This window comes from Pseudomonas sp. ATCC 13867, assembly GCF_000349845.1.
In the GTDB taxonomy this organism is placed as follows: domain Bacteria; phylum Pseudomonadota; class Gammaproteobacteria; order Pseudomonadales; family Pseudomonadaceae; genus Pseudomonas.
In genome coordinates this window covers 5,596,709-5,616,874 of sequence record NC_020829.1, presented here as the reverse complement: position 1 = coordinate 5,616,874, position 20,166 = coordinate 5,596,709, and the positions used below count along the sequence as shown (strand labels likewise).

Sequence of the window (20,166 nt, the reverse complement as noted above, 5' to 3'; positions counted from 1 at the left end):
GCCGCCCGAATGAAAAACGCCGGCTCCCTGGGAGGGGAGCCGGCGTTTTTGTTGGGGCTGGAGCCTTGTTTTTTGTAGGAGCGAGCTTGCTCGCGAACGCATTTTCCCGGCTGCTCAGGCGCTGGGCGGTTCGCGAGCAAGCTCGCTCCTACAAGTCAGGTCAGGTTCCGCGCCGAGCCGGATCGCTTTTGTAGGATGGGTATCGCTTCGCTCCACGCCATCCTACGTTCAACCAACCCGGCACATCGATCAGTGCTTGAGCTCTGCCAAGCCCTTGAGCAGCGCGTCGTGGAAGCGCTTCGGGTCCTGGATCTGCGGCGCGTGGCCCAGGTCGTCGAATTCCACCAGGGTGGCGTTGGGGATCGCCTTGGCGGTCTGCTTGCCCAGCTCGGCGTAGTTGCCCAGCTTGGCTTTCAGCTCGGCCGGGGCCAGGTCCTTGCCGATGGCGGTGTTGTCCTTGGTGCCGATCAGCAGCAGGGTCGGCATCTTCAGCTGGCCGAATTCGTAGACCACCGGCTGGGTGAAGATCATGTCGTAGAGCAGTGCCGAGTTCCACGCCACGCGCTCGTGGCCGGCACCGTTGAACAGGCCGGCGAGCATGATCACCCACTTGTCGTACTCGGGCTTCCACTGGCCGGCGTAGTAGGTTGCCTGCTCGTACTGGCGGATGCCTTCGGCGCTGGTCTTCAGCTCACGCTCGTACCACTGGTCCGGGGTGCGGTAGGGCACGCCGAGGGCCTTCCAGTCTTCCAGGCCGATGGGGTTGACCATCGCCAGTTGCTCCACCTGCTGCGGGTACATCAGCGCGTAGCGGGTGGCGAGCATGCCGCCGGTGGAGTGGCCGAGCAGGGTGACCTTGCCGATCTTCAGGTGCTCCAGCAGCGCATGGGTGTTGCTCGCCAACTGCTGGAAGCTGTACTGGTAGCGCTCGGGCTTGGTGGACTTGCAGAAGCCGATCTGGTCCGGCGCGACCACGCGGTAGCCGGCATTGCTCAGCGCGGCGATGGTGCTTTCCCAGGTGCCGGCGCAGAAGTTCTTGCCGTGCAGCAGCACCACGGTGCGGCCGTTGGCGTTCTGCCTGGGTTTCACGTCGATGTAGGCCATGTGCATGTGGTGGCCCTGGGACGCGAAGCTGTAGTGGCCGACCGGATAGGCGTAGTTGAAGCGCTCCAGTTCCGGGCCGTAGGTGGGTTTGGATTCGGCGGCGTGCAGCGGCAGGGCGGCGGCCAGTAGCAGGGCGGGTAGCCAGCGGCGCATCGGGAGCTCTCCGGGTGGTGTGGGCACGGGTCAGACAGCGGGAAAGGCCATAGGTTGGCAGATTTTCCGGGTCGGCGCCGCATTGGCGCTTGGGCTTCTCGTAGGAGCGAGCTTGCTCGCGAATCGCTTTACTCCGTGCCCGCCCGGTTCGCGAGCAAGCTCGCTCCTACAACAGCACAGCTTGTCGGCGAGCCAGGGCCGCAGGATGGGGTAGAGCAGCTTCAGGCCGCGCTGGCACCGCCGGTCAGCCAGTCGATGAACAGCGAAAACAGCTCCGCCTGGGAATTGATTTCGAGCTTTGTGTAGAGGTGCTTGCGGTGCATGCGCACGGTTTCCGGCGAGATGTCCAGCACCCGCGCGCTGGATTTCACCGAGTGGCCGCGCAGCAGCAGGTGGGCGATTTCCCGTTCGCGCTCGGTCAGGAGGTCGGCGCCGAAGTTCATGAAGGCGGCGCGGATGTGCCGGTTCAACGGCGCCTGGGCGACGTGCGCACTACTGTCACCACGCCCGGCGAGCAGCAGGTCGAGGCCGCCGTTGCGCTCGAACTGGCGGATCAGTTCGCGCACCAGCGGCAGCGCGCCGGCCAGCAGGTCCAGTTGGGTGGCGCTGAAACGCGCGCCGCTGTGGCCCTGGTACAGGCACAGGGAGACCTTGCGTTGCTCGCCGAGGTCGACGATGAAGTGGCAGTCCTCGGTGCAGCCGCAGCGCAGGTAGTAGGTCTTGTAGTACTCGCTGGCGAAGAAGTCGTCCGGGGCGATGTCGGCCAGCGGGTAGAAGCCTTCGGTGAGGCCGGCTTCCATCGCCAGGCAGAAGGGGTCGAGCAGGTAGCCGCGGGCGTAGTAGCGGTCGATCAGCGCCTCGTGGTGCGCCGGGGCAATGCCGCGCTGGTACAGCGGCTGCGGCGGCTGGCCGCGCTGCTCCAGGCCGAGCATCAGCGACTCCACCGGCACCAGGCAGCCCAGGGCGTCGGCCAGGCGTTCGACGAAGACGATTTCGCCGACGCTGGCCAGGGCGCGCGCCAGCCCCGCATGCCAGGCATGCAGGGTCGGTGCGTCGGAGGTTTCGCTCAGCGCCTGGGATTCGCTCATGTCCGGCAGTCTAAAGGGCTGCCTGGATGTAGGCAAAATCCTCAGAACCTGTTTCCAATCTGCTGCGCGTCGGCATAACTGCGTTGAAATCGGTTTCGGGATGCTCATTTACTGCGCGTAGACTCCGCTCCCTCAACCGATTTCGCCTTGTTCTGCTCTAGCTCGCGAGATCGTAAACAGGTTTTCGGATCGATCATCAGTGCCCCGCGTAATCACCGCTGCGCTTGAGGTCTTCGGCGGCCTCGAGGATCGACTCGCGCAGGGTGTCGACGATCTCGTCGACCTGCTCGCGGGTGATGGTCAGCGGCGGCGACATCACGTTCAGGTGCACGATCGGTCGCACCAGCAGGCCCTTGGCCTGGGCGCGCAGGTGGATCTTCTCGCCGATGTTCAGCTCCTCGGGGAAGAGCACCTTGCTGCGCTTGTCGGCGACGAACTCGACGCAGGCCATCAGCTTCTGGCAACGCACGCTGCCCACCAGCGGGAGGTCGGCCAGTTCCTGCAGACGCTGCTCCAGGTAGCCACCGACGTCCTTCACGTGCTCCAGCAGATTCTCACGCTCGATGATCTCGATGTTCTTCAGTGCCGAGACGCAGCTCACCGGGTGCCCGCTGTAGGTGAAGCCGTGGGCGAAGCAGCGGCCCTTGTCGGCCTCGCCGATCACCTTCCAGATGCGCTCGGAGAAGATGCACGCGCCCAGCGGCAGGTAGCCGGAGGTCAGGCCCTTGGCGGTGGTGATGATGTCCGGCTGCATGCCGAACACGTCCTCGGAGGCGAAGAAGGCGCCGAGGCGGCCGAAGGAGGTCACCACTTCGTCGGCGACGTAGAGCACGTCGTACTGCTGGCACACCTCCCACATGCGCTGGTGGTAGCCCTTGGGCGGGATGATCACGCCGCCCGAGCCCATGATCGGCTCGGCGAAGAAGGCGGCGACCTTGTCCTGGCCCAGCTCGAGGATCTTGTCCTCGAATTCCTTGACCAGGAATTCGAGGAAGTCGCCCTCGGTCATCCCTTCCGGCGCGCGGTAGGGGTTGGGGCAGGAAATGTGGTGGATGACGTCCTTGAGGAAGTCGAACTCGGCCGGGTGGTCGGCGACCTTGCCGCCCAGGGACATGGTGAGGAAGGTCGAGCCGTGGTAGGCGTTGACCCGGCTGATGATGTGCTTCTTCTCATGCTTGCCACGGCAGTTCTGGTAGTACTGGATGAGGCGGTAGGCGGTGTCCACGGCGGTGGAGCCGCCGGTGGTGAGGAACACATGGTCGAGGTCGCCCGGCGCCAGTTCGGCGAGCTTCTCGCAGAGCTGGATGGCGGTGACGTTGGCCATGTCGCAGAAGGGGTTGGAGTAGGCCAGCTGGCGCACCTGCTCGGCGATGGCGTCGGCCATTTCCGCGCGGCCCAGGCCGATGTTGGTGCACCACATGCCGCCCACGGCGTCCAGGTAGCGATTGCCCTGGGTGTCGTAGATGTAGGCGCCCGAGCCGGCGGCGATGTTCAGCGCACCGTTGACCCGGTGATCGTCGAACACGTGGTAGCCGTGCATGTAGTGGGCTTTGTCGGCGGCGACCAGCTGCTCGTCGTTGAACTGGGCGAAGAAGGCTGGGGTTGGGGTGGTCATCTGCTTTACCTCGGTATTCCGGTTATTCGTCCTGGGGAGAGCCTTCTCCCCGTGCCCCGGCGCTCAGGCCGGGGCGGGTGGTTGGCGATCCATCAGGTCCCGGTCTTCACCGCGTTCCAGGTACGGGTGATCAGGCGGGTCGCCTTGGGGTTCTGCACTTTCTGGGTGAACAGCCGGGCGCGGGTCTCGGCGTCGGGGTAGATCGCCGGGTCGTTGCGCACTTCGGCGGCCAGCAGCGGGGTGGCGGCGGCGTTGCTGGAGGCGTAGCGGATGTAGTCGGCGACGCCGGCGGCCACCTTGGGCTGCAGCATGTATTCGATGAACGTGTGGGCGTTGGCCACGTGTGGCGCGTCGGCCGGGATGTAGAAGTCGTCGAACCAGATCAGCGAGCCTTCCTTGGGCACGAAGTAGCCCAGCTTGACCTTGGCCCCGGCTTCGTCGGCGCGGGCCTGGGCGGTGGCGTAGTCGCCGGACCAGGTCATCGCCATGCACTGGTCGCCGTTGGCCAGGCCGTTCAGGTAGCTGGTGGAGTCGAACTTGCGGATGTACGGGCGGATCGATTGCAGCAGGTCCTGGGCGGCCTTCAGGTCCTCGGGCGCGGCGCTGTTGGGGTCGCGCTTGAGGTAGGCCAGGGCCAGCGGGATCACGTCGGTGGGCGAATCGATGATTGTCACCCCGCAATCGGCGAATTTCGACACGATCTTCGGATCGAACAGCATCGCCAGCGAGCCGATGGGCGCGTCCGGCATGCGCTGCTTGATCTTGTCGACGTTGTAGGTGATGCCGTTGCTGCCCCAGGTGTAGGGCGCCGAGTACCTCACGCCCGGATCGTAGTGCTCCAGGTGCTTGAGCACCTCCGCATCGAGGTTGTTCCAGCTGGGCAATTTGGACTTGTCCAGCGGCTGGAATACGCCCGCCTTGAGCAGCGGCGGCACCAGGGCGGCGTTGAGCACCACCAGGTCGTAGCCGGAGCGGCCGGGCATCAGCTTGCCCTGCACGGTTTCGTAGGAGTCGAAGGTGTCGTAGACCACCTTGATCCCGGTGGCCTTCTCGAAATCGGCGATGGTGTGCTCGCCGATGTAGTCGGTCCAGTTGTACAGCCGCAGCGTATTGGCGCTACTGCTGTCTTCCCCGTAGCCCAGCGCCGGCAAGGTCGCCAGTGCCGCGCCGAGTACCGCAGCGAGGGTTTTCTGCATGTCAGTCCACCTGTTGTTGTTGTGTTCGCTGATGGGGTCACTCTCGGCCAGCCCCGATTGGCGGACCATTCCCCGAACGGGTAGGTAGGGTCGGTTACCGTTACAACGCCCACATCGAAACGACGGCAGACCTGGGGCTGGCATCTTGTCGAACAATCGTTCAGATTCTCCCCATCCCCTACCCGGAATCACAGGAATGAACCAGGAAGTCCGCTTTTCCCGACTGGAGCCCGAACAGCGCAAGGCGCTGCTGATCGAGGCCACCCTCGCGTGCCTGAAGCGCCACGGCTTCCAGGGGGCATCGATCCGCAAGATCTGCGCCGAGGCCGGGGTCTCGGTGGGGCTGATCAACCATCACTACTCGGGTAAGGACGAACTGGTGGCCGAGGCCTACCTGACCGTCACCGGGCGGGTGATGCAGCTCCTGCGCGACGCCATCGCCGAGGCGGCGCCGGATGCCCGTGCGCGACTCTCGGCGTTCTTCCGCGCGTCGTTCTCCGCCGAGCTGCTCGACCCGCAGCTGCTGGATGCCTGGCTGGCGTTCTGGGGCGCGGTGAAGACCGCCGAGGAAATCAACAAGGCGCACGACCATTCCTACGGCGAGTACCGCGCGTTGCTGGCGCAGGCGCTGAACGCGCTGGCGAAGGAGCAGGGCTGGGCCGATTTCGACGCCGATCTTGCCGCCATCGCCCTCAGCGCCTTGCTCGATGGGTTGTGGCTGGAGTCCGGTCTGAATCCCAATACCTTCACCCCGGAGCAGGGCGTGCAGATCTGCGAGGCGTGGGTGGATGGCCTGCAACAGGGCGGCCGACAACGCTTCAGCCGCGCGGCGGCGGGCTGTTGATCGATTGTTCAGCGACCGGTAACCTGCTGCGACCGTAGGACCGGTCCTACAGAGCTCTCTAGACTAATAACAAGAATGCCCCGCCTCCGAGCGGTGGCGTCAGCAGGGTATTGCGATGACTTCCCGTGTACTGATCGTCGACGACGATCCGGTGGTTCGCGAGCTCCTCCAGGCCTACCTCGGCGAGGAAGGCTACGACGTGCTTTGCGCCGGCACCGCCGAACAGGCCGAGGCAAGCCTCGCCGAAGCCGAGCAGGCCGATCAGCCCATCGACCTGGTGATGCTCGACATCCGCCTGCCCGGCAAGGACGGCCTGACCCTGACCCGCGAACTGCGGGTGCGTTCGGAGGTCGGCATCATCCTGATCACCGGGCGCAACGACGACATCGACCGCATCGTCGGCCTGGAATGCGGCGCCGACGACTACGTGATCAAGCCGCTCAACCCGCGCGAACTGGTGTCCCGCGCGAAGAACCTGATCCGCCGCGTGCGCCATGCCCGCCAGGGCTCCGCCGCCCAGCCGGCGCGGCAGAACCACAAGCGTTTCGCCCGCTGGACGCTCGACCCCGACCGCCGCCGCCTGGTCGACCGCGACGGCAGCGAAACCCCGCTGACCCACGGCGAGTTCCAGCTGCTCTGCGTGTTCCTGCGCAACACCGGCCACACCCTGAGCCGCGACCAGCTGATGGACCAGATCCGCAACCGCGAGTGGCTGCCCAACGACCGCTCCATCGACGTGCTGGTCGGTCGCCTGCGCCGCAAGCTGCGCGACGACCCGGCCGAGCCCGAGCTGATCATCACCATTCACGGCGCCGGCTACCTGTTCACCGCCACGCCCGTCGACGCCTGAGCCATGCGCTGGCTGGCCCCGCTGTGCCTGGTGCTGCCGTTGCTGGCAGCGGGCGCCAGCGCCGCGCCGCCGATCCGTTACTGCGACTATCCCGTCTATCCGCCCATTTCCTGGAGCGACGGCCATGAAGTGCGCGGGCTGGCGCCGCAGACCGTACGCAGCGTGCTCGGCGAGCTGGGCTACGAGGTGCAGACCGTGGTGCTGGGCAACTGGAAGCGCTGCCTGCTGGATGCCGCCGAGGGTCGCGTCGACGTGGTGCTCGCCTACCAGACCCCGCAGCGCGACGATGGTCTGCTGTTCTCCCGCGTGCCGGTGTTGCGCGAGGAAGTGGCGATCTTCTACAACCGCCGCAAGCCGGTGCGTTTCGACCAGTTGGGCGACCTCGCCAATTACCGTGGCGGGCTGCTGTTCGGCGAGAGCTACGGGGCGGAGTTCGACCGTTTCGTCGCCGAGCACGGCAACGTCGAATGGGTCTCCGACAGCCGGCAGAACTTCGGCAAGCTGATCCGCCAGCGCATCGACTTCATCGCCCACGAGCGGCGCACCGGCTCGCTGTTCGTCGAGCAGTTGGCCGGCGGCCAGGACATCGCCGCGCTGCCCCGGCCGCTGACCGTGGATTACCTGCGCATCGCCGTCTCCCGCCATTCGCCGCTGGCCGCGCGAATGGAGGAGATCGATGCCGTGCTGAAGAAACGCGTGGACGACGGCAGCGTCGCTCGCTGGCTGCAGCAGAGCGAGCACGACTACCGCGCCATGCTCGCCGGCGACGGGGTGCCGCGTTGAAGCTGCCCGGCGGCCTGGCCCGGCGCCTGCTGCTGCGGGTGCTGCTGTTCAGCCTGTGCTTCACCGTGCTGGCCAGCGCGGTGCAGCTGTACTTCGAATACCGCCGCGAGATGCGCGACATCGACACGCGCCTGGAGCTGATCCGCGTCGGCTACCTGGCCAGCTTCGAGCGCAGCCTGTGGGACCTCAACCAGGAGCAGCTCAACGTGCAGCTGCACGGCCTGGCCGACTTCCCCGACATTGCCCAGGTGCGCCTGCGCAGCGCCGACTTCAACCTGGTGCAGGACGCCGACGACAAGCGTGGGCCGTTCCGCGTCGAGCGCTACGCCCTGGCCTTCCAGCCGCCGGACGGCGAGCGCCGCGAACTGGGCGAGCTGGAAGTCAGCATCGACCTCGGTGCCGTCTACCTGCGCCTGCTCCACGGCGGGCTGGCCAGCCTGTTGTGGATGGGGGTGTTCCTCTGCGGCCTGGCGGTGGCGCTGAGCTGGCTGTTCCACAGCCTGGTCACCCGCCACCTGCGCGTCATGGCCGACTTCGTCCGGGGCCTCACCGGCGGCGATCTGCAGACCGAACTGGCACTGCACAAGGGGCGCAAGGAGGATGAGATCGACACCGTCGCCGACGCGCTCGACGACTTGCGCCGCGCCCTGCGCGCGGAGCTGCGGCGCCGCGAGGCCGATCGCGCCGCGTTGCAGAGCAAGCGCGACGAGCTGCAGCAGCGCGTCGAGCGGCGCACCGCCAGCCTGCGCCGCGCCAAGGAGGAAGCGGAGGAGGCCAACCGCGCCAAGAGCCGCTTCCTTGCCACCATGAGCCACGAAATCCGTACGCCGCTCAACGGCATTCTCGGCATGGCCGAGCTGCTGCGTGCCGCGCCTCTGGGCGAGCAGGACCGGCGCCGGCTGCAGGCGCTGTCCACCGCCGGCGAAGGGCTGCTGGCGATCCTCAACGAGGTGCTGCACTTCGCCAAGCTGGAGGACGGCGCCAGCCAGCCGGAGCCGGTGGACTTTTCCCTGCGCCGCCTGCTCGACGACGTGGTGACCCTGCTGGAGCCGCGCGCCGCCGACAGCGGCCTCTGCCTGCGCTTGCGCGTGGATCCGCAAGTGCAGGACCCCTGCCGGGGCGCGGAACAGTTCCTGCGCCAGGTGCTGAGCAACCTGCTGGCCAACGCGGTGAAGTTCACCGAGGAGGGCGAGGTACTGCTGGAGGTGACGCTGCTGGAGCGCGGCGAGGCCGGGCAGCGCCTGCGCTTCGCGGTGATCGACGACGGCATCGGTATCTCCGCCGAGCAGCAGGAAAAGATTTTCCAGCGCTTCACCCAGGCCAGCGACGAAGTGGCACGACGCTACGGCGGCACCGGGCTGGGACTGGCGATCAGCAAGCGCCTGGTGGAGGCGATGGGCGGCGAGATCGGCGTGGAAAGCCTGGAAGGCGAGGGCAGCACCTTCTGGTTCGAGATCGCGCTGATGCCGGGCGTGCTGCCGCAGTCCGAGGTTTCCGCCGGGCTGGCGCCATCGCGAGAGGTGCTGGTGGTGGAAGACGTCGCCCTCAACCGCGAGGTCGCCCAGGCGCTGCTGGAGCGCGACGGCCACCGAGTCCAGCTTGCCGACGACGCGGAACCCGCGCTGGCGCTCACCGCCGCGCGGCGCTTCGACCTGATCCTGCTGGACATGCATCTGCCGGGCATGACCGGTCTCGACCTGTGCCGGGCGATTCGCGCGCAAGCCGGCGGCCTCAACGCCACCACGCCGATCCACGCCTTCACCGCCAGCGTGCAGCCGGGGATGGTCCGCCGCTATTTCGAGGCCGGCATGCAGGGCGTGCTGGGCAAGCCGTTGCGCCTGGGCGACCTGCGCCGCGCGCTGGCCGGCGTGTCTGCCGCCCTGCCACTGGCGGCCGTGGATAACGGCCCGCTGGACCGGCGGGTACTGGAAACCCATCGCCGGTTGCTGGGTGAGCACAAGCTGAACGAGTTGCTCGCCAGTCTGTGGACGTTGCTCGCCGAGCAGTGGCTGCTGTTGCTGGATGCCCTGCACCAGGAGGATGCTGTTGAAGCGGCGAGCTTCGCGCACCGGCTGGCGGGGAGTTGCCGGTCGATGGGGCTGCGCGGGTTGGGGGATTGCCTCGGCGAGCTGGAGGAGGCGGCGCTGGCGGGCTCGGTGCGCGGTGACTGGGCGGAGCGGTTGGAACGGGAGAGGGCGGTGGCGTTCGAGCTTCTGAAGGGCGCCCAGGCGCGTTCTCTGTAGGAGCGAGCTTGCTCGCGAACTCCGCCCAACTCCGTCACCGCCGGCCAATCCTGTTCGCGAGCAAGCTCGCTTCTACAAGATCGTCCCCTGAAAGACCCGTCCCATGCGCCCTGCACAAAATCCTTACATCTTTCTACAACTTCGATCCACTCGAACAACGGGGTCTTACATCGCCTTCCAATAATCCGGTGGCATCCGTGCCCGAGCCACGGCCTCTGATTGATTGGAGATAACAATAATGATCCAACGTAGAGTTCCGCTCAGTCGCGCCCGCCGTTCCCTGGAGGTGCGCCATGTCTGAGACCCATCACGCCGGTAGCGGCGAGAAGATCCAGCTCACCCGCGCGCTGAAGAGCCGCCACATCTTCATGCTGTCGCTGGGCGGCGTGATCGGCACCGGCCTGTTCATGGGCTCGGGCGTCACCATTGGCTCCGGCGGCCCGATGGGCGCCATCCTCGCCTACCTGGTCGCGGGTCTGCTGATGTACCTGGTGATGGTCTGCCTGGGCGAGCTGTCGGTGCAGATGCCGGTCTCCGGTTCCTTCCAGGCCCACGCCACGCGCTTCATCGGTCCGGCCACCGGGTTCATGATCGGCTGGGTCTACTGGATGAGCTGGGCCTCCACCGTCGGCCTGGAATTCACCGCCGCCGGCATGCTGATGACCCGCTGGTTCCCCGAGGTGCCGATCTGGCTCTGGTCGGGCTTCTTCGTGGTCGTGCTGTTCTCCCTCAACGCCCTGGCCACCCGCGCCTTCGGCGAGGCCGAGTACTGGTTCTCCGGGATCAAGGTCGCGGCCATCCTGGGCTTCATCGTGGTCGGCGTGCTGGTGATCTTCGGTGCCATTCCGCTCAATAGCGGCGCCGCTGCACCGGGGCTGTCCAACCTGGTCAGCGATGGCCTGTTCCCCAACGGCCTGTCCGCCGTGTTCGCGGTGATGATGACGGTGGTCTACGCCTTCCAGGGCTGCGAGATCATGGGTGTCGCCGCCGGCGAAACCGACCAGCCGGAGAAGAGCATCCCGCGCGCCGTGCGCAACGTGGTGTTCCGCGTGCTGATCTTCTATGTGCTGGCGATCGTCGTGCTGTCCTGCATCGTGCCGTGGAAGCAGGCCGGGCTGATGGAAAGCCCCTTCGTGCAGGTGTTCGACATGGTCGGCATTCCCTACGCCGCCGACCTGATGAACTTCGTGATCCTCACCGCGATTCTCTCGGTGGGTAACTCGGGCCTGTACGCCTCCACCCGCATCCTCTGGGCCATGTCCAAGACCGGCATGGCGCCGCGCGGTCTGTCCAGGCTCAGTGCCCGTGGCGTGCCGCTCTACGCGCTGCTGATCAGCCTGGCGTTCGCCCTGCTCTCGCTGCTCACCAGCATCGTCGCCGCCGACACCCTGTTCATGGTGCTGATGGCGGTGAGCGGAATGTCCGGCACCGTCACCTGGATCGTCATCGCCTACGCCCAGTACCGCTTCCGCCGCGAGCACATGGCCAAGGGCGGCAGCGTGGCCGACCTGAAGTACGCAGCGCCCTTGTTCCCGCTGATCCCGCTGGCGTGCATCGCGATCTGCTGCTCGCTGTTCGTGTTCCTGGCGATGGACCCGACCCAGCGTCCGTCGCTGTACTGGGGCTTCGGCTTCATGGCGGCCTGCTACCTGGCCTATTACGTGCTCAAGCGCAAGCGGCCGCAGGTGGTCAGCGAGGCGGCGTTGAGCGTGAGCTGAATGGGCAAGGGCCCCGCCCGCGGCCGGCGCGGGCGGGGCAGTCATGCCTCATTGCAGCGCTGTCAGCAGTCCCTGCAGATAGCGCTGGCCGTCGCCGTCCAGTTCCTGCAACGGCAGGCGTGGTACGCCAACCTCCAGGCCGGCCATGCGCAACCCGGCCTTGATGGTGGTCGGCAGGCCACGGCGGGTGATGTAGTCCAGCACCGCCAACTGGCGATAGAACGACTCCCGCGCATCCTCCATGCGTCCTTCCTGCACCGCTTCGTACAACGTGCGGTTGTGCTGCGGGATGAGGTTCGGCGCCGCCGTGCACCAGCCTTTCGCCCCGGCCACCAGCGCTTCCAGCGCCAGCGGGTTGCAGCCGTTGTAGAACGCCACCTGGCCGCCCGAGAGCAGGCGCAGGCGGTGCATGCGCTGGATGTCGCCGGTGCTCTCCTTGACCATGGTGACGTTCTCCACTTCGTTGACGATCCGCAGGATCAGCTCCACTGGCAGGTCGGTACCGCTGGTGCCGGGGTTGTTGTAGAGCATCACCGGAATACCGATCGCCTCGCCGACCGCGCGGTAGTGGGCGAGGATTTCCTCTTCGTTGAGCTTCCAGTAGGACACCGGCAGCACCATCACCGCGGTGGCGCCGAGGCGTTCGGCAAAACGCGCGCGGCGCACCGTGCGGGCGGTGGTCAGGTCGGACACGCTGACGATGGTGGGGATGCGGCCGGCGATGGTCTTCAGGCTGAACTCCACCACCGCGTCCCATTCCGGGTCGCTGAGGTAGGCGCCTTCGCCGGTACTGCCCAGCGGGGCGATGGCATGTACGCCGCCGGCGAGCAGTCGTTCGATGGAACGGCCGAGCGCCGGCAGGTCGAGCGCGCCGTCGGGGCCGAAGGGAGTGATGGTATAGCCGATGATGCCGTGGAGGGTGGTTGAGGACATGGTTGCACCTGGGGCACTTATGGATAAGTGGCGTTGTAGTTATCGGAGTGGGAGGCCGGTCAGCTCAGGCATTCGCCGTGCTCGCGCAGGCTGCGCCGGGCGTAGTAGCTGAAGGCGGCGCCGTGGCGCTTGGGCGTGGAAATCCAGTCGTGCGCTTCCTTGCCCAACGCCGGCGGAATCGGCTTGATCTCGCCGGCGGCCATCGCCAGCAACTGCATCTTCGCGGCGCGCTCGAACAGCATCGCCACCACGCAGGCTTCCTCGATGCTCGAACCGGTTACCAGCAGGCCGTGGTGGGAGAGCAGGATGGCGCGCTTGTCACCCAGGGCGGCGGAGATGATCTCGCCTTCCTCGTTGCCCACCGGCACCCCCGGCCAGTCCTTGAGGAAGGCGCAGTCGTCGAACAGCGGGCAGAGGTCCATGTGCGACACTGCCAGCGGCACTTCCAGCATCGACAGCGCGGCGGCGTGCAGCGGGTGGGTGTGGATGATGCAGTTGACGTCCGGGCGGGCGCGGTACACCCAGCTGTGGAAGCGGTTGGCCGGGTTGGCCATGCCCTGGCCCTGGAGCACCTTGAGGTCTTCGTCGACCAGCAGCAGGTTGCCTGCGGAAATCTCGTCGAAGCCCAGCCCCAGGCGCTGGGTGTAGTAGGTGCCGGGCTGTTCCGCGCGACAGGTGATCTGCCCGGCCAGGCCGGAGTCGTGGCCGCCGTCGAAGAGAATCCGGCAGGTCAGGGCCAGTTTTTGCCGGGCAGTCCACGTATTATCCGACAGGCTGGCCTGCATCTGTCGTTCGGCGTGCTGGATCAGCTGGTTCTTGGGGAGGTGCATGGTAGTTGCCATGAGAGTCTTCCTCTGTTCGGGGTGGACGCGAGTGGGGCTCGCGGTCATTTCGGTTACGTTGCAATGACACAGATCAAGCTAAATGACACAATGTGTCATTAGCAAGAGAAAAGTTTCCGCACCGACGCCAAGGGGCGTTCTGCATGTCCATGCGATTGAAATTGCTGAGAAAGAAACTGGGGATCACCCTGGAGACGCTGGCCGAGAAGACCGGCATGACCAAGAGCTACCTGTCCAAGGTCGAGCGCGGCCTGAGCACACCGTCGATTGCCACGGCGCTCAAGCTGTCGAAGGCGCTCAATGTCCAGGTGGAAGAACTGTTCGCCGAGGAAAGCGGCTCCGCCGAGGGCTACAGCCTGGTGCGCAGCGGCGAGCGCCAGTCGCTGGCGCGCGACGACGAAGGCCCGGCCTATGCGTCGCTGGCCCGGCAGATCGGCGACCGCGCGCTATTGCCGTTCATCGTCTATCCGCCGGCCGACTTCAGCCACTCGACCTTCAAGGAACACCTGGGCGAGGAGTTCATCTTCGTCCACCGGGGACGGGTGGAGGTGGACTTCATGTCCGAACGCCTGACCCTGGAAACCGGTGACGCGCTGCACTTCAACGCGCAGAAACCGCACCGCCTGCGCTCCCTGGGCGACGAGCAGGCCGAACTGCTGGTCGTGGTGCACAGCCAGGACTGACCCCGCGCGGTGCCCCTTCGCCGCGCCGTCCTCCGCGATTGTTCGAAGTTGTAACAAGCGCTCCCCCGATTGCCCTCCGAACTCCGGCAGCCCCCGCGCCGCGCGGCGTTCCCGCTAGTCCGCAGGCCGTTACAAGCCACCCTTTCGGGTGGATTGCCGTCTTGCTGAACACTTGTTTAGTATTGGTCCAACGCCTCAACACAATCGACTACAAGAACGAGGGCAGCATGACTCAGCCATCCCCGCTCAGCCGGGTCCAGGACGGTATCGCCTGGATCACCCTGAACCGCCCCGAGCAGCGCAACGCGCTCGACGTCCCCACGCTCAGGAATCTGCTGGCCCTGCTCGACGCCTTTGAGGCCGACGAAGCCGTACGCGTCATCGTGCTCGGCGGCGAAGGCCGCAGCTTCTGCGCCGGCGCCGACCTCGCCGAATGGGCCGAGGCCGAAGCCCGTGGCGAGCTGGAAACCTACGGCTGGACCGAAACCGCTCACGCCCTGATGCGTCGCCTGCACGGCCTGGACAAGCCGACCATCGCCGCCGTCAACGGCACCGCCGTCGGCGCCGGGATGGACCTGGCCTTGTGCTGCGACTTCCGCATCGCCGGCGCCTCCGCGCGCTTCAAGGCCGGCTACACCGGCATGGCCTACTGCCCGGACGCCGGCGCCAGCTGGCACCTGCCGCGCCTGATCGGCGGCGAAGCGGCCAAGCGCCTGCTGTTCCTCGACGAGCTGTGGAACGCCGAGCGCGCGCTGAATGCCGGCCTGGTCGGCGAAGTGGTCGCCGACGATCAGCTGCAGGCCCAGATCGGCGAATTCGCCGCGCGCCTGGCTGCCGGCCCGACCTTCGCCTTCGCCCAGACCAAGCGCCTGATGCGCGACGGCGCCGCCCGCACCCTGGCCCAGCAACTGGAAGCCGAACAGGCCGCCGGGCTGCTCTGTGGCCGCAGTGAAGATGCCGCCGAGGCGCTGCGCGCCGTGGCCGAGAAACGCTCCCCCCAATTCAAAGGCCGCTGACGGCTGCAGGTGATGTGATGGATTTCCAACTGACCCAGGAACAGGAAATGCTCGTCGAGGCGGTCAAGGCTTTCGTCGAGAAAGAGCTGCTGCCCTACGAGGAAGAAGTGGACCGCGCCGACGCGGTGTCCCCGGAACTGGCCGCGAAGATTCGCGGCAAGGCCCTGGCGGCCGGCTTCTACGCCTTCAACATGCCCGAGGAAGTCGGCGGCGGCGGCCTGGACTACCTGTCCCAGGCGCTGGTCGAGCGCGAACTGTCCAAGGTCTCCTGGGCGCTGCACGTGTTCGTCGCGCGTCCCTCGAAGATCCTCATGGCCTGCAAGGGCCAGCAGATCCAGGACTACCTGCTGCCGGTGGTGCAGGGCGAGAAGATCGACTGCTTCGCCCTCACCGAGCCGGGCGCCGGTTCCGACGCCAACTCGATCAAGACCCGCGCCGTGCGTGACGGCGAGGACTTCGTGATCAACGGCTCCAAGCACTTCATCAGCCACGCCGGCCACGCCGACTTCGCCATCGTCTTCGCGGTCACCGACACCTTCGAGCGCAACGGCAAGAAGCGCAACGCCGTGACCGCCTTCCTGGTGGACAAGGGCACCGCCGGCATGACCGTGCGCCGTGGCCCGAAATGCGTGAGCAACAAGGGCTACCACACCTACGAAATCTTCTTCGACGACTGCCGCGTGCCGGCTTCCAAGGTCCTCGGCGAAGTCGACAAGGGCTGGGAAGTGGCCAACGCCTGGCTCACCGCCGGCCGCGTGATGGTCGCCGCCAACTGCGTCGGCCAGGCCCAGCGCGCGCTGGACCTGGCGCTGCAGTGGTCGGCCGACCGCAAGCAGTTCGGTGCGGCCATCGGCAGCTACCAGGGCATCTCCTTCAAGCTCGCCGACATGGCCACGCAGATCCGCGCCGCCGAGCTGATGACCCTGCACACCGCCTGGAAGATGGACCGCGGCAGCATGACCGACGGCGAGGCCGGCATGGCCAAGCTGTTCGCCAGCGAGGTGCTGGGCAAGGTCGCCGACGAGACCGTGCAGATCTTCGGCGGCATGGGCCTGATGGACGAAGGTCCGGTGGAACGCATCTGGCGCAACGCGCGTATCGAGCGCATCTGGGAAGGCACCTCGGAAATCCAGCGCCACATCATTTCCCGCGAACTGCTGCGCCCGCTGCTGCGCTGATCCTTCGCTCCCCTCTCCCTCCGGGAGAGGGGGTGGGGGTGAGGGATAAATTCTGCCGAGACATGACATGAAAAGAGAAAACCTCCAGCGCCTGCTGGCGCCCCGGCACCTGGCCTTCATCGGCGGCCGCAGCATGGCGCGCGCGCTCCAGCGCTGCGCCGAAGGCGGCTTCCCGGGTGCGATGTGGCTGGTCAACCCGCAATACGACGAACTCGAAGGCGTGCCCTGCGTGCGCAGCATCGCCGAACTGCCCGAAGGGCCGGACGCGGTGTTCGTCGCCACCAACCGCGACCTGACCGTACAGGCCGTGGCCGAACTGGCCGCGAAAGACGCCGGCGGCGCCATCTGCTACGCCTCCGGCTTCGCCGAGACCGGCGCCGAGGGCGAGGTTCTGCAGCGCCGCCTGCTCGCCAGCGCCGGCGACATGGCCCTGCTCGGCCCCAACTGCTACGGCCTGCTCGATTACCTGCACGGCGCAGCGCTCTGGCCGGTAGCCCACGGCGGGCACCTGGTGGAGAAGGGCGTGGCCGTGCTGACCCAGAGCGGCAACTTCGCCTACAACCTGTCCATGAGCGACCGCTCGCTGCCCATCGCCTACATGGCCTCGGTGGGCAACCAGGCGCAACTGGGAGTCGCCGAACTGATGGACGTGCTGCTCGACGAGCCGCGCGTCACCGCCATCGGCCTGCACCTGGAAGGTTTGAAGAACGTCCCCGGCTTCGCCCGCGCGGCCTTCAAGGCGCTGCAGAAAGGCATCCCGGTGATCGCCCTGAAGACCGGCGTCTCCGAGATCGGCGCCGAGCTCGCGCTCAGCCACACCAGCTCCCTGGCCGGCTCCGACGCGCTGTACGACACGCTGTTCGACCGTCTCGGGGTGATCCGCGTCAGCGGCCCGGTGAGCTTCATCGAAACCCTCAAGGCGGCCGCCTGCGGCAACCTGCCGGCCGGCCCCAGCCTCGCCGCGCTGGCCTGCTCCGGTGGCGACGCCGGGCTGATCGCCGACTACGCCGAGCGCAACGGCCTGAGCCTGCCGAAGCTGGTCGATGCGCAGCGCGCCGAACTGGCCGAGGTGCTGCCGGACTACGCCAATATCGCCAACCCGCTGGACTTCACCACCGCCATCTGGGGCGACGGCCCGGCGCTCGAGCGCATGCTCGACAGTGCCCTGCAGACCCCGGCCGATGCCGCCCTGCTGGTGCTGGACTACCCCGGCGAGGAAACCGGCGAGCGCCCGCAGTGCGACCTGCTGCTGGAGCTTTACTGCGCTGCACTGGAGCGCCACGACAAGGTTGGCTTCATCGCCTCCGCGCTGCCGGAGCTGCTGCCCAAGCACGCCCGCGAACTGCTGCATTCCCACGGCGTCGCCGCGCTGCAAGGCGTGGAAGACGGCCTCGCCGCCTGGGGCCGCATCGCCCACTACCGCCAGCGCCGCGAAACGCTGCTGGCCCGTGGCGAAGCCGCGCTGGTGCCGCTCTGCCCGCAGGCGCTGGACAGCGAAGGCCGGCTGCTCGACGAGTGGAATTCCAAGCAGGCGCTGAAGCCCTTCGGCCTGCCGCTGCCGCGCGCCGCGCTGAGCACGCCGACCCAGGCGCGCGAGGCGTCTGCCGACGTCGGCTTCCCGCTGGCGCTGAAAGTGGTCAGCGCGCAGCTGCCGCACAAGACCGAGGCTGGCGGCGTGGCGCTCAACCTGCGCAACGAGGCGGCGCTGGAAGCCGCGTTGTTCGACATGCGCGAGAACATTGCCCGCCACGCCCCCGGCGTGCCCTTCGACCAGGTGCTGCTGGAGCGCATGGCCAATCCGCCACTGGCCGAGCTGATCGTCGGCATCAAGCGCGAGAACGGCTTCGGCCTGGCGCTGGTGCTGGGCGCCGGCGGCATCCTCGTCGAGCTGCTCAAGGACAGCCGCAGCCTGCTGCTGCCGACCACCGACGCGGCGATCCGCGACGCCCTGCTGGGCCTGCGCAGCGCGCCGCTGCTCACCGGTTTCCGCGGCCGCCCGGCGGTGAACCTGGAGGCGCTGGTGGAAGCCATCCGCGCGGTCGCCGACTACGCCTGCGAGCACGTGGACAACCTGCTGGAACTGGATGTGAACCCACTGCTGGCGGACGCCGAAGGCGCTGTGGCGGTGGATGCGCTGATCCGCACCGCCGAATGATTTCGTCATGCCTGTAGGAGCGAGCTTGCTCGCGAACGAACCCCCGCAGCGGGGTCTGGTTCGCGAGCAAGCTCGCTCCTACAAGGTCCTGCCATAGCCTTGGGGAGCAACCTCATGCAAGAGAACAAGAACCTCACCGGCGGCCAGGCCCTGGTCCGCCTGCTGGCCAACTACGGCGTCGACACCGTGTTCGGCATTCCCGGTGTGCACACCCTGGAGCTCTACCGTGGCCTGCCCGGCAGCGGCATCCGCCACGTGCTGACCCGTCACGAACAGGGCGCCGGCTTCATGGCCGACGGCTATGCGCGCGTCAGCGGCAAGCCGGGCGTAGCCTTCATCATCACCGGCCCCGGCGTGACCAACGCCGCCACCGCCATCGGCCAGGCCTACGCCGACTCCATCCCGATGCTGGTGATTTCCAGCGTCAACCACACCGCCAGCCTGGGCAAGGGCTGGGGCTGCCTGCACGAGACCCAGGACCAGCGCGCCATGACCGCGCCGATCACCGCATTCTCCGCCGTGGCGCTGACCCCGGAAGACCTGCCCGAACTGATCGCCCGCGCCTACGCCGTGTTCGACAGCGAGCGTCCGCGCCCGGTGCACATCTCCGTGCCGCTGGACGTGCTCGCCGCGCCCATCGCCCGCGACTGGACCCAAGAAGTCGTACGCCGCGCCGGCCGTGGCCGGCCCAGCGCCGATGCGCTGAAGCAGGCTGTGGATAAACTCAAGGCCGCCCAGCGTCCGATGATCATCGCCGGCGGCGGCGCGCTGCATGCCGCCGATGCCCTGGCCGCGCTGAGCGAGCGCCTGGCCGCGCCGCTGTTCACCAGCGTCGCCGGCAAGGGCCTGCTGGCTCCGGAAGCGCCGCTGTCCGCCGGCGCCACCCTGTGCACCCAGGCCGGTTGGGACATGATCGCCGAGGCCGACGTGGTCCTGGCCATCGGCACCGAAATGGCCGACACCGACTTCTGGCGCGACCGCCTGCCGGTCACCGGCGAGGTGATCCGCGTCGATGTCGACTCGCGCAAGTTCAACGACTTCTACCCGAGCGCCGTGGCGCTGCTGGGCGACTCCAAGGCCACCGCCGAAGCGCTGCTCGCCGCGCTGCCGAGTGCTACCCGTGACGCCGCCAAGGCGCAGTCGCGGATCGCCGAGCTGCGCGCGCAGATCGACGGCGGCCACGCGCCGCTGCAACTTATCCACAAGTCGATCCTGGAGCGCATCGCCAAGGCCCTGCCGGACAACGCCTTCATCGCCAGCGACATGACCCAGCTGGCCTACAGCGGCAACTACCTCTACCCGAGCAAGGCGCCGCGCGGCTGGCTGCACCCCACCGGCTACGGCACCCTCGGCTACGGCGTGCCGGCCGGCATCGGCGCCAAGTTCGGCGCGCCGGAGCGCCCCGGCCTGGTGCTGGTCGGTGACGGCGGCTTCCTCTACACCGCGCAGGAACTGGCCACCGCCACCGAGGAGCTGGACAGCCCGCTGGTGGTGCTGCTGTGGAACAACGATGCGCTGGGGCAGATCCGCGACGACATGATCGGCCTGGACATCGAGCCCATCGGCGTCCTGCCGCGCAACCCGGACTTCGCCCTGCTCGGCCGCGCCTATGGTTGCGAGATGCGCCAGCCGCAGAGCCTGGACGAACTGGAGCGCGACCTGCGCGAAGGCTTCGCCCATCCGGGCGTCACCCTGATCGAGCTGAAACACGCCTGCGCCCAGTAGGACCCGTTGCACCCGCCGGAGCCCACGGGCTCCGGAACCT

16 protein-coding genes are annotated in these 20,166 nt (G+C 67.3%); 10 read left to right on the top strand and 6 right to left on the bottom strand.

Annotated elements, in window-relative coordinates; translation table 11 throughout:
* Window positions 1–249: 249 nt before the first annotated feature.
* The 4 genes from H681_RS25115 to H681_RS25100 form a co-directional block, all read right to left on the bottom strand.
* On the bottom strand, window positions 250–1,257 hold the full coding sequence (locus tag H681_RS25115; RefSeq protein WP_015479713.1) for an alpha/beta fold hydrolase: 1,008 nt from the start codon (window positions 1,255–1,257) through the stop codon (window positions 250–252).
* A 221-nt stretch (window positions 1,258–1,478) separates the two neighbouring features.
* Entirely contained in the window at window positions 1,479–2,345 is an 867-nt protein-coding gene (locus tag H681_RS25110; RefSeq protein WP_015479712.1) for a helix-turn-helix transcriptional regulator, read from the bottom strand.
* Between the two features lie 196 nt (window positions 2,346–2,541).
* Window positions 2,542–3,960 carry an aminotransferase gene (locus tag H681_RS25105; protein ID WP_015479711.1) on the bottom strand — a complete coding sequence of 473 codons (1,419 nt, stop codon included), beginning with the start codon at window positions 3,958–3,960 and terminating at the stop codon, window positions 2,542–2,544.
* Between the two features lie 92 nt (window positions 3,961–4,052).
* Window positions 4,053–5,156, bottom strand: a complete 1,104-nt coding sequence (locus H681_RS25100) for a polyamine ABC transporter substrate-binding protein (protein ID WP_015479710.1) — start codon at window positions 5,154–5,156, stop codon at window positions 4,053–4,055.
* Window positions 5,157–5,352: 196 nt separating this feature from the next.
* Between H681_RS25100 and H681_RS25095 the strand changes: the two genes are divergently transcribed.
* The 5 genes from H681_RS25095 to H681_RS25075 all read left to right on the top strand — a co-directional run bounded on the left by H681_RS25095 (window position 5,353) and on the right by H681_RS25075 (window position 11,594).
* Window positions 5,353–6,000 (top strand): TetR family transcriptional regulator C-terminal domain-containing protein, encoded by a 648-nt coding sequence (locus H681_RS25095; RefSeq protein WP_015479709.1) that lies wholly within the window; start codon window positions 5,353–5,355, stop codon window positions 5,998–6,000.
* 109 nt (window positions 6,001–6,109) lie between these two features.
* Complete coding sequence (locus tag H681_RS25090) at window positions 6,110–6,850, top strand: response regulator (RefSeq protein ID WP_086009581.1); 741 nt, start codon at window positions 6,110–6,112, stop codon at window positions 6,848–6,850.
* Between the two features lie 3 nt (window positions 6,851–6,853).
* On the top strand, window positions 6,854–7,633 hold the full coding sequence (locus H681_RS25085; protein ID WP_015479707.1) for a substrate-binding periplasmic protein: 780 nt from the start codon (window positions 6,854–6,856) through the stop codon (window positions 7,631–7,633).
* Window positions 7,630–9,876 carry an ATP-binding protein gene (locus H681_RS25080; protein ID WP_015479706.1) on the top strand — a complete coding sequence of 749 codons (2,247 nt, stop codon included), beginning with the start codon at window positions 7,630–7,632 and terminating at the stop codon, window positions 9,874–9,876. The genes H681_RS25085 and H681_RS25080 overlap by 4 nt, the downstream gene beginning before the upstream one ends.
* Before the next feature lie 293 nt (window positions 9,877–10,169).
* Entirely contained in the window at window positions 10,170–11,594 is a 1,425-nt protein-coding gene (locus H681_RS25075; protein WP_015479705.1) for an amino acid permease, read from the top strand.
* Window positions 11,595–11,642: 48 nt separating this feature from the next.
* Here H681_RS25075 and H681_RS25070 read toward each other — a convergent pair whose 3' ends face one another.
* Both H681_RS25070 and H681_RS25065 read right to left on the bottom strand, forming a co-directional pair.
* A complete protein-coding gene (locus H681_RS25070) occupies window positions 11,643–12,527 on the bottom strand; it encodes a dihydrodipicolinate synthase family protein (protein WP_015479704.1) in 885 nt (294 codons plus the stop codon).
* Window positions 12,528–12,586: 59 nt separating this feature from the next.
* Window positions 12,587–13,369 (bottom strand): aldolase, encoded by a 783-nt coding sequence (locus H681_RS25065; RefSeq protein WP_015479703.1) that lies wholly within the window; start codon window positions 13,367–13,369, stop codon window positions 12,587–12,589.
* Window positions 13,370–13,512: 143 nt separating this feature from the next.
* On the opposite strand from H681_RS25065, the gene H681_RS25060 reads away from it, so the two are divergent.
* From H681_RS25060 to H681_RS25040, 5 genes are all read left to right on the top strand, one after another.
* Complete coding sequence (locus H681_RS25060; RefSeq protein ID WP_015479702.1) at window positions 13,513–14,052, top strand: helix-turn-helix domain-containing protein; 540 nt, start codon at window positions 13,513–13,515, stop codon at window positions 14,050–14,052.
* A gap of 227 nt (window positions 14,053–14,279) precedes the next feature.
* Window positions 14,280–15,068 carry an enoyl-CoA hydratase/isomerase family protein gene (locus tag H681_RS25055; protein WP_015479701.1) on the top strand — a complete coding sequence of 263 codons (789 nt, stop codon included), beginning with the start codon at window positions 14,280–14,282 and terminating at the stop codon, window positions 15,066–15,068.
* A gap of 17 nt (window positions 15,069–15,085) precedes the next feature.
* Window positions 15,086–16,246: an acyl-CoA dehydrogenase family protein gene (locus H681_RS25050; protein WP_015479700.1), complete on the top strand. Its 1,161-nt coding sequence runs from the start codon at window positions 15,086–15,088 to the stop codon at window positions 16,244–16,246.
* Window positions 16,247–16,313: 67 nt separating this feature from the next.
* A complete protein-coding gene (locus tag H681_RS25045; protein ID WP_015479699.1) occupies window positions 16,314–18,401 on the top strand; it encodes an acetate--CoA ligase family protein in 2,088 nt (695 codons plus the stop codon).
* 114 nt (window positions 18,402–18,515) lie between these two features.
* Window positions 18,516–20,126 carry a 5-guanidino-2-oxopentanoate decarboxylase gene (locus H681_RS25040; RefSeq protein ID WP_015479698.1) on the top strand — a complete coding sequence of 537 codons (1,611 nt, stop codon included), beginning with the start codon at window positions 18,516–18,518 and terminating at the stop codon, window positions 20,124–20,126.
* Window positions 20,127–20,166: the final 40 nt, after the last annotated feature.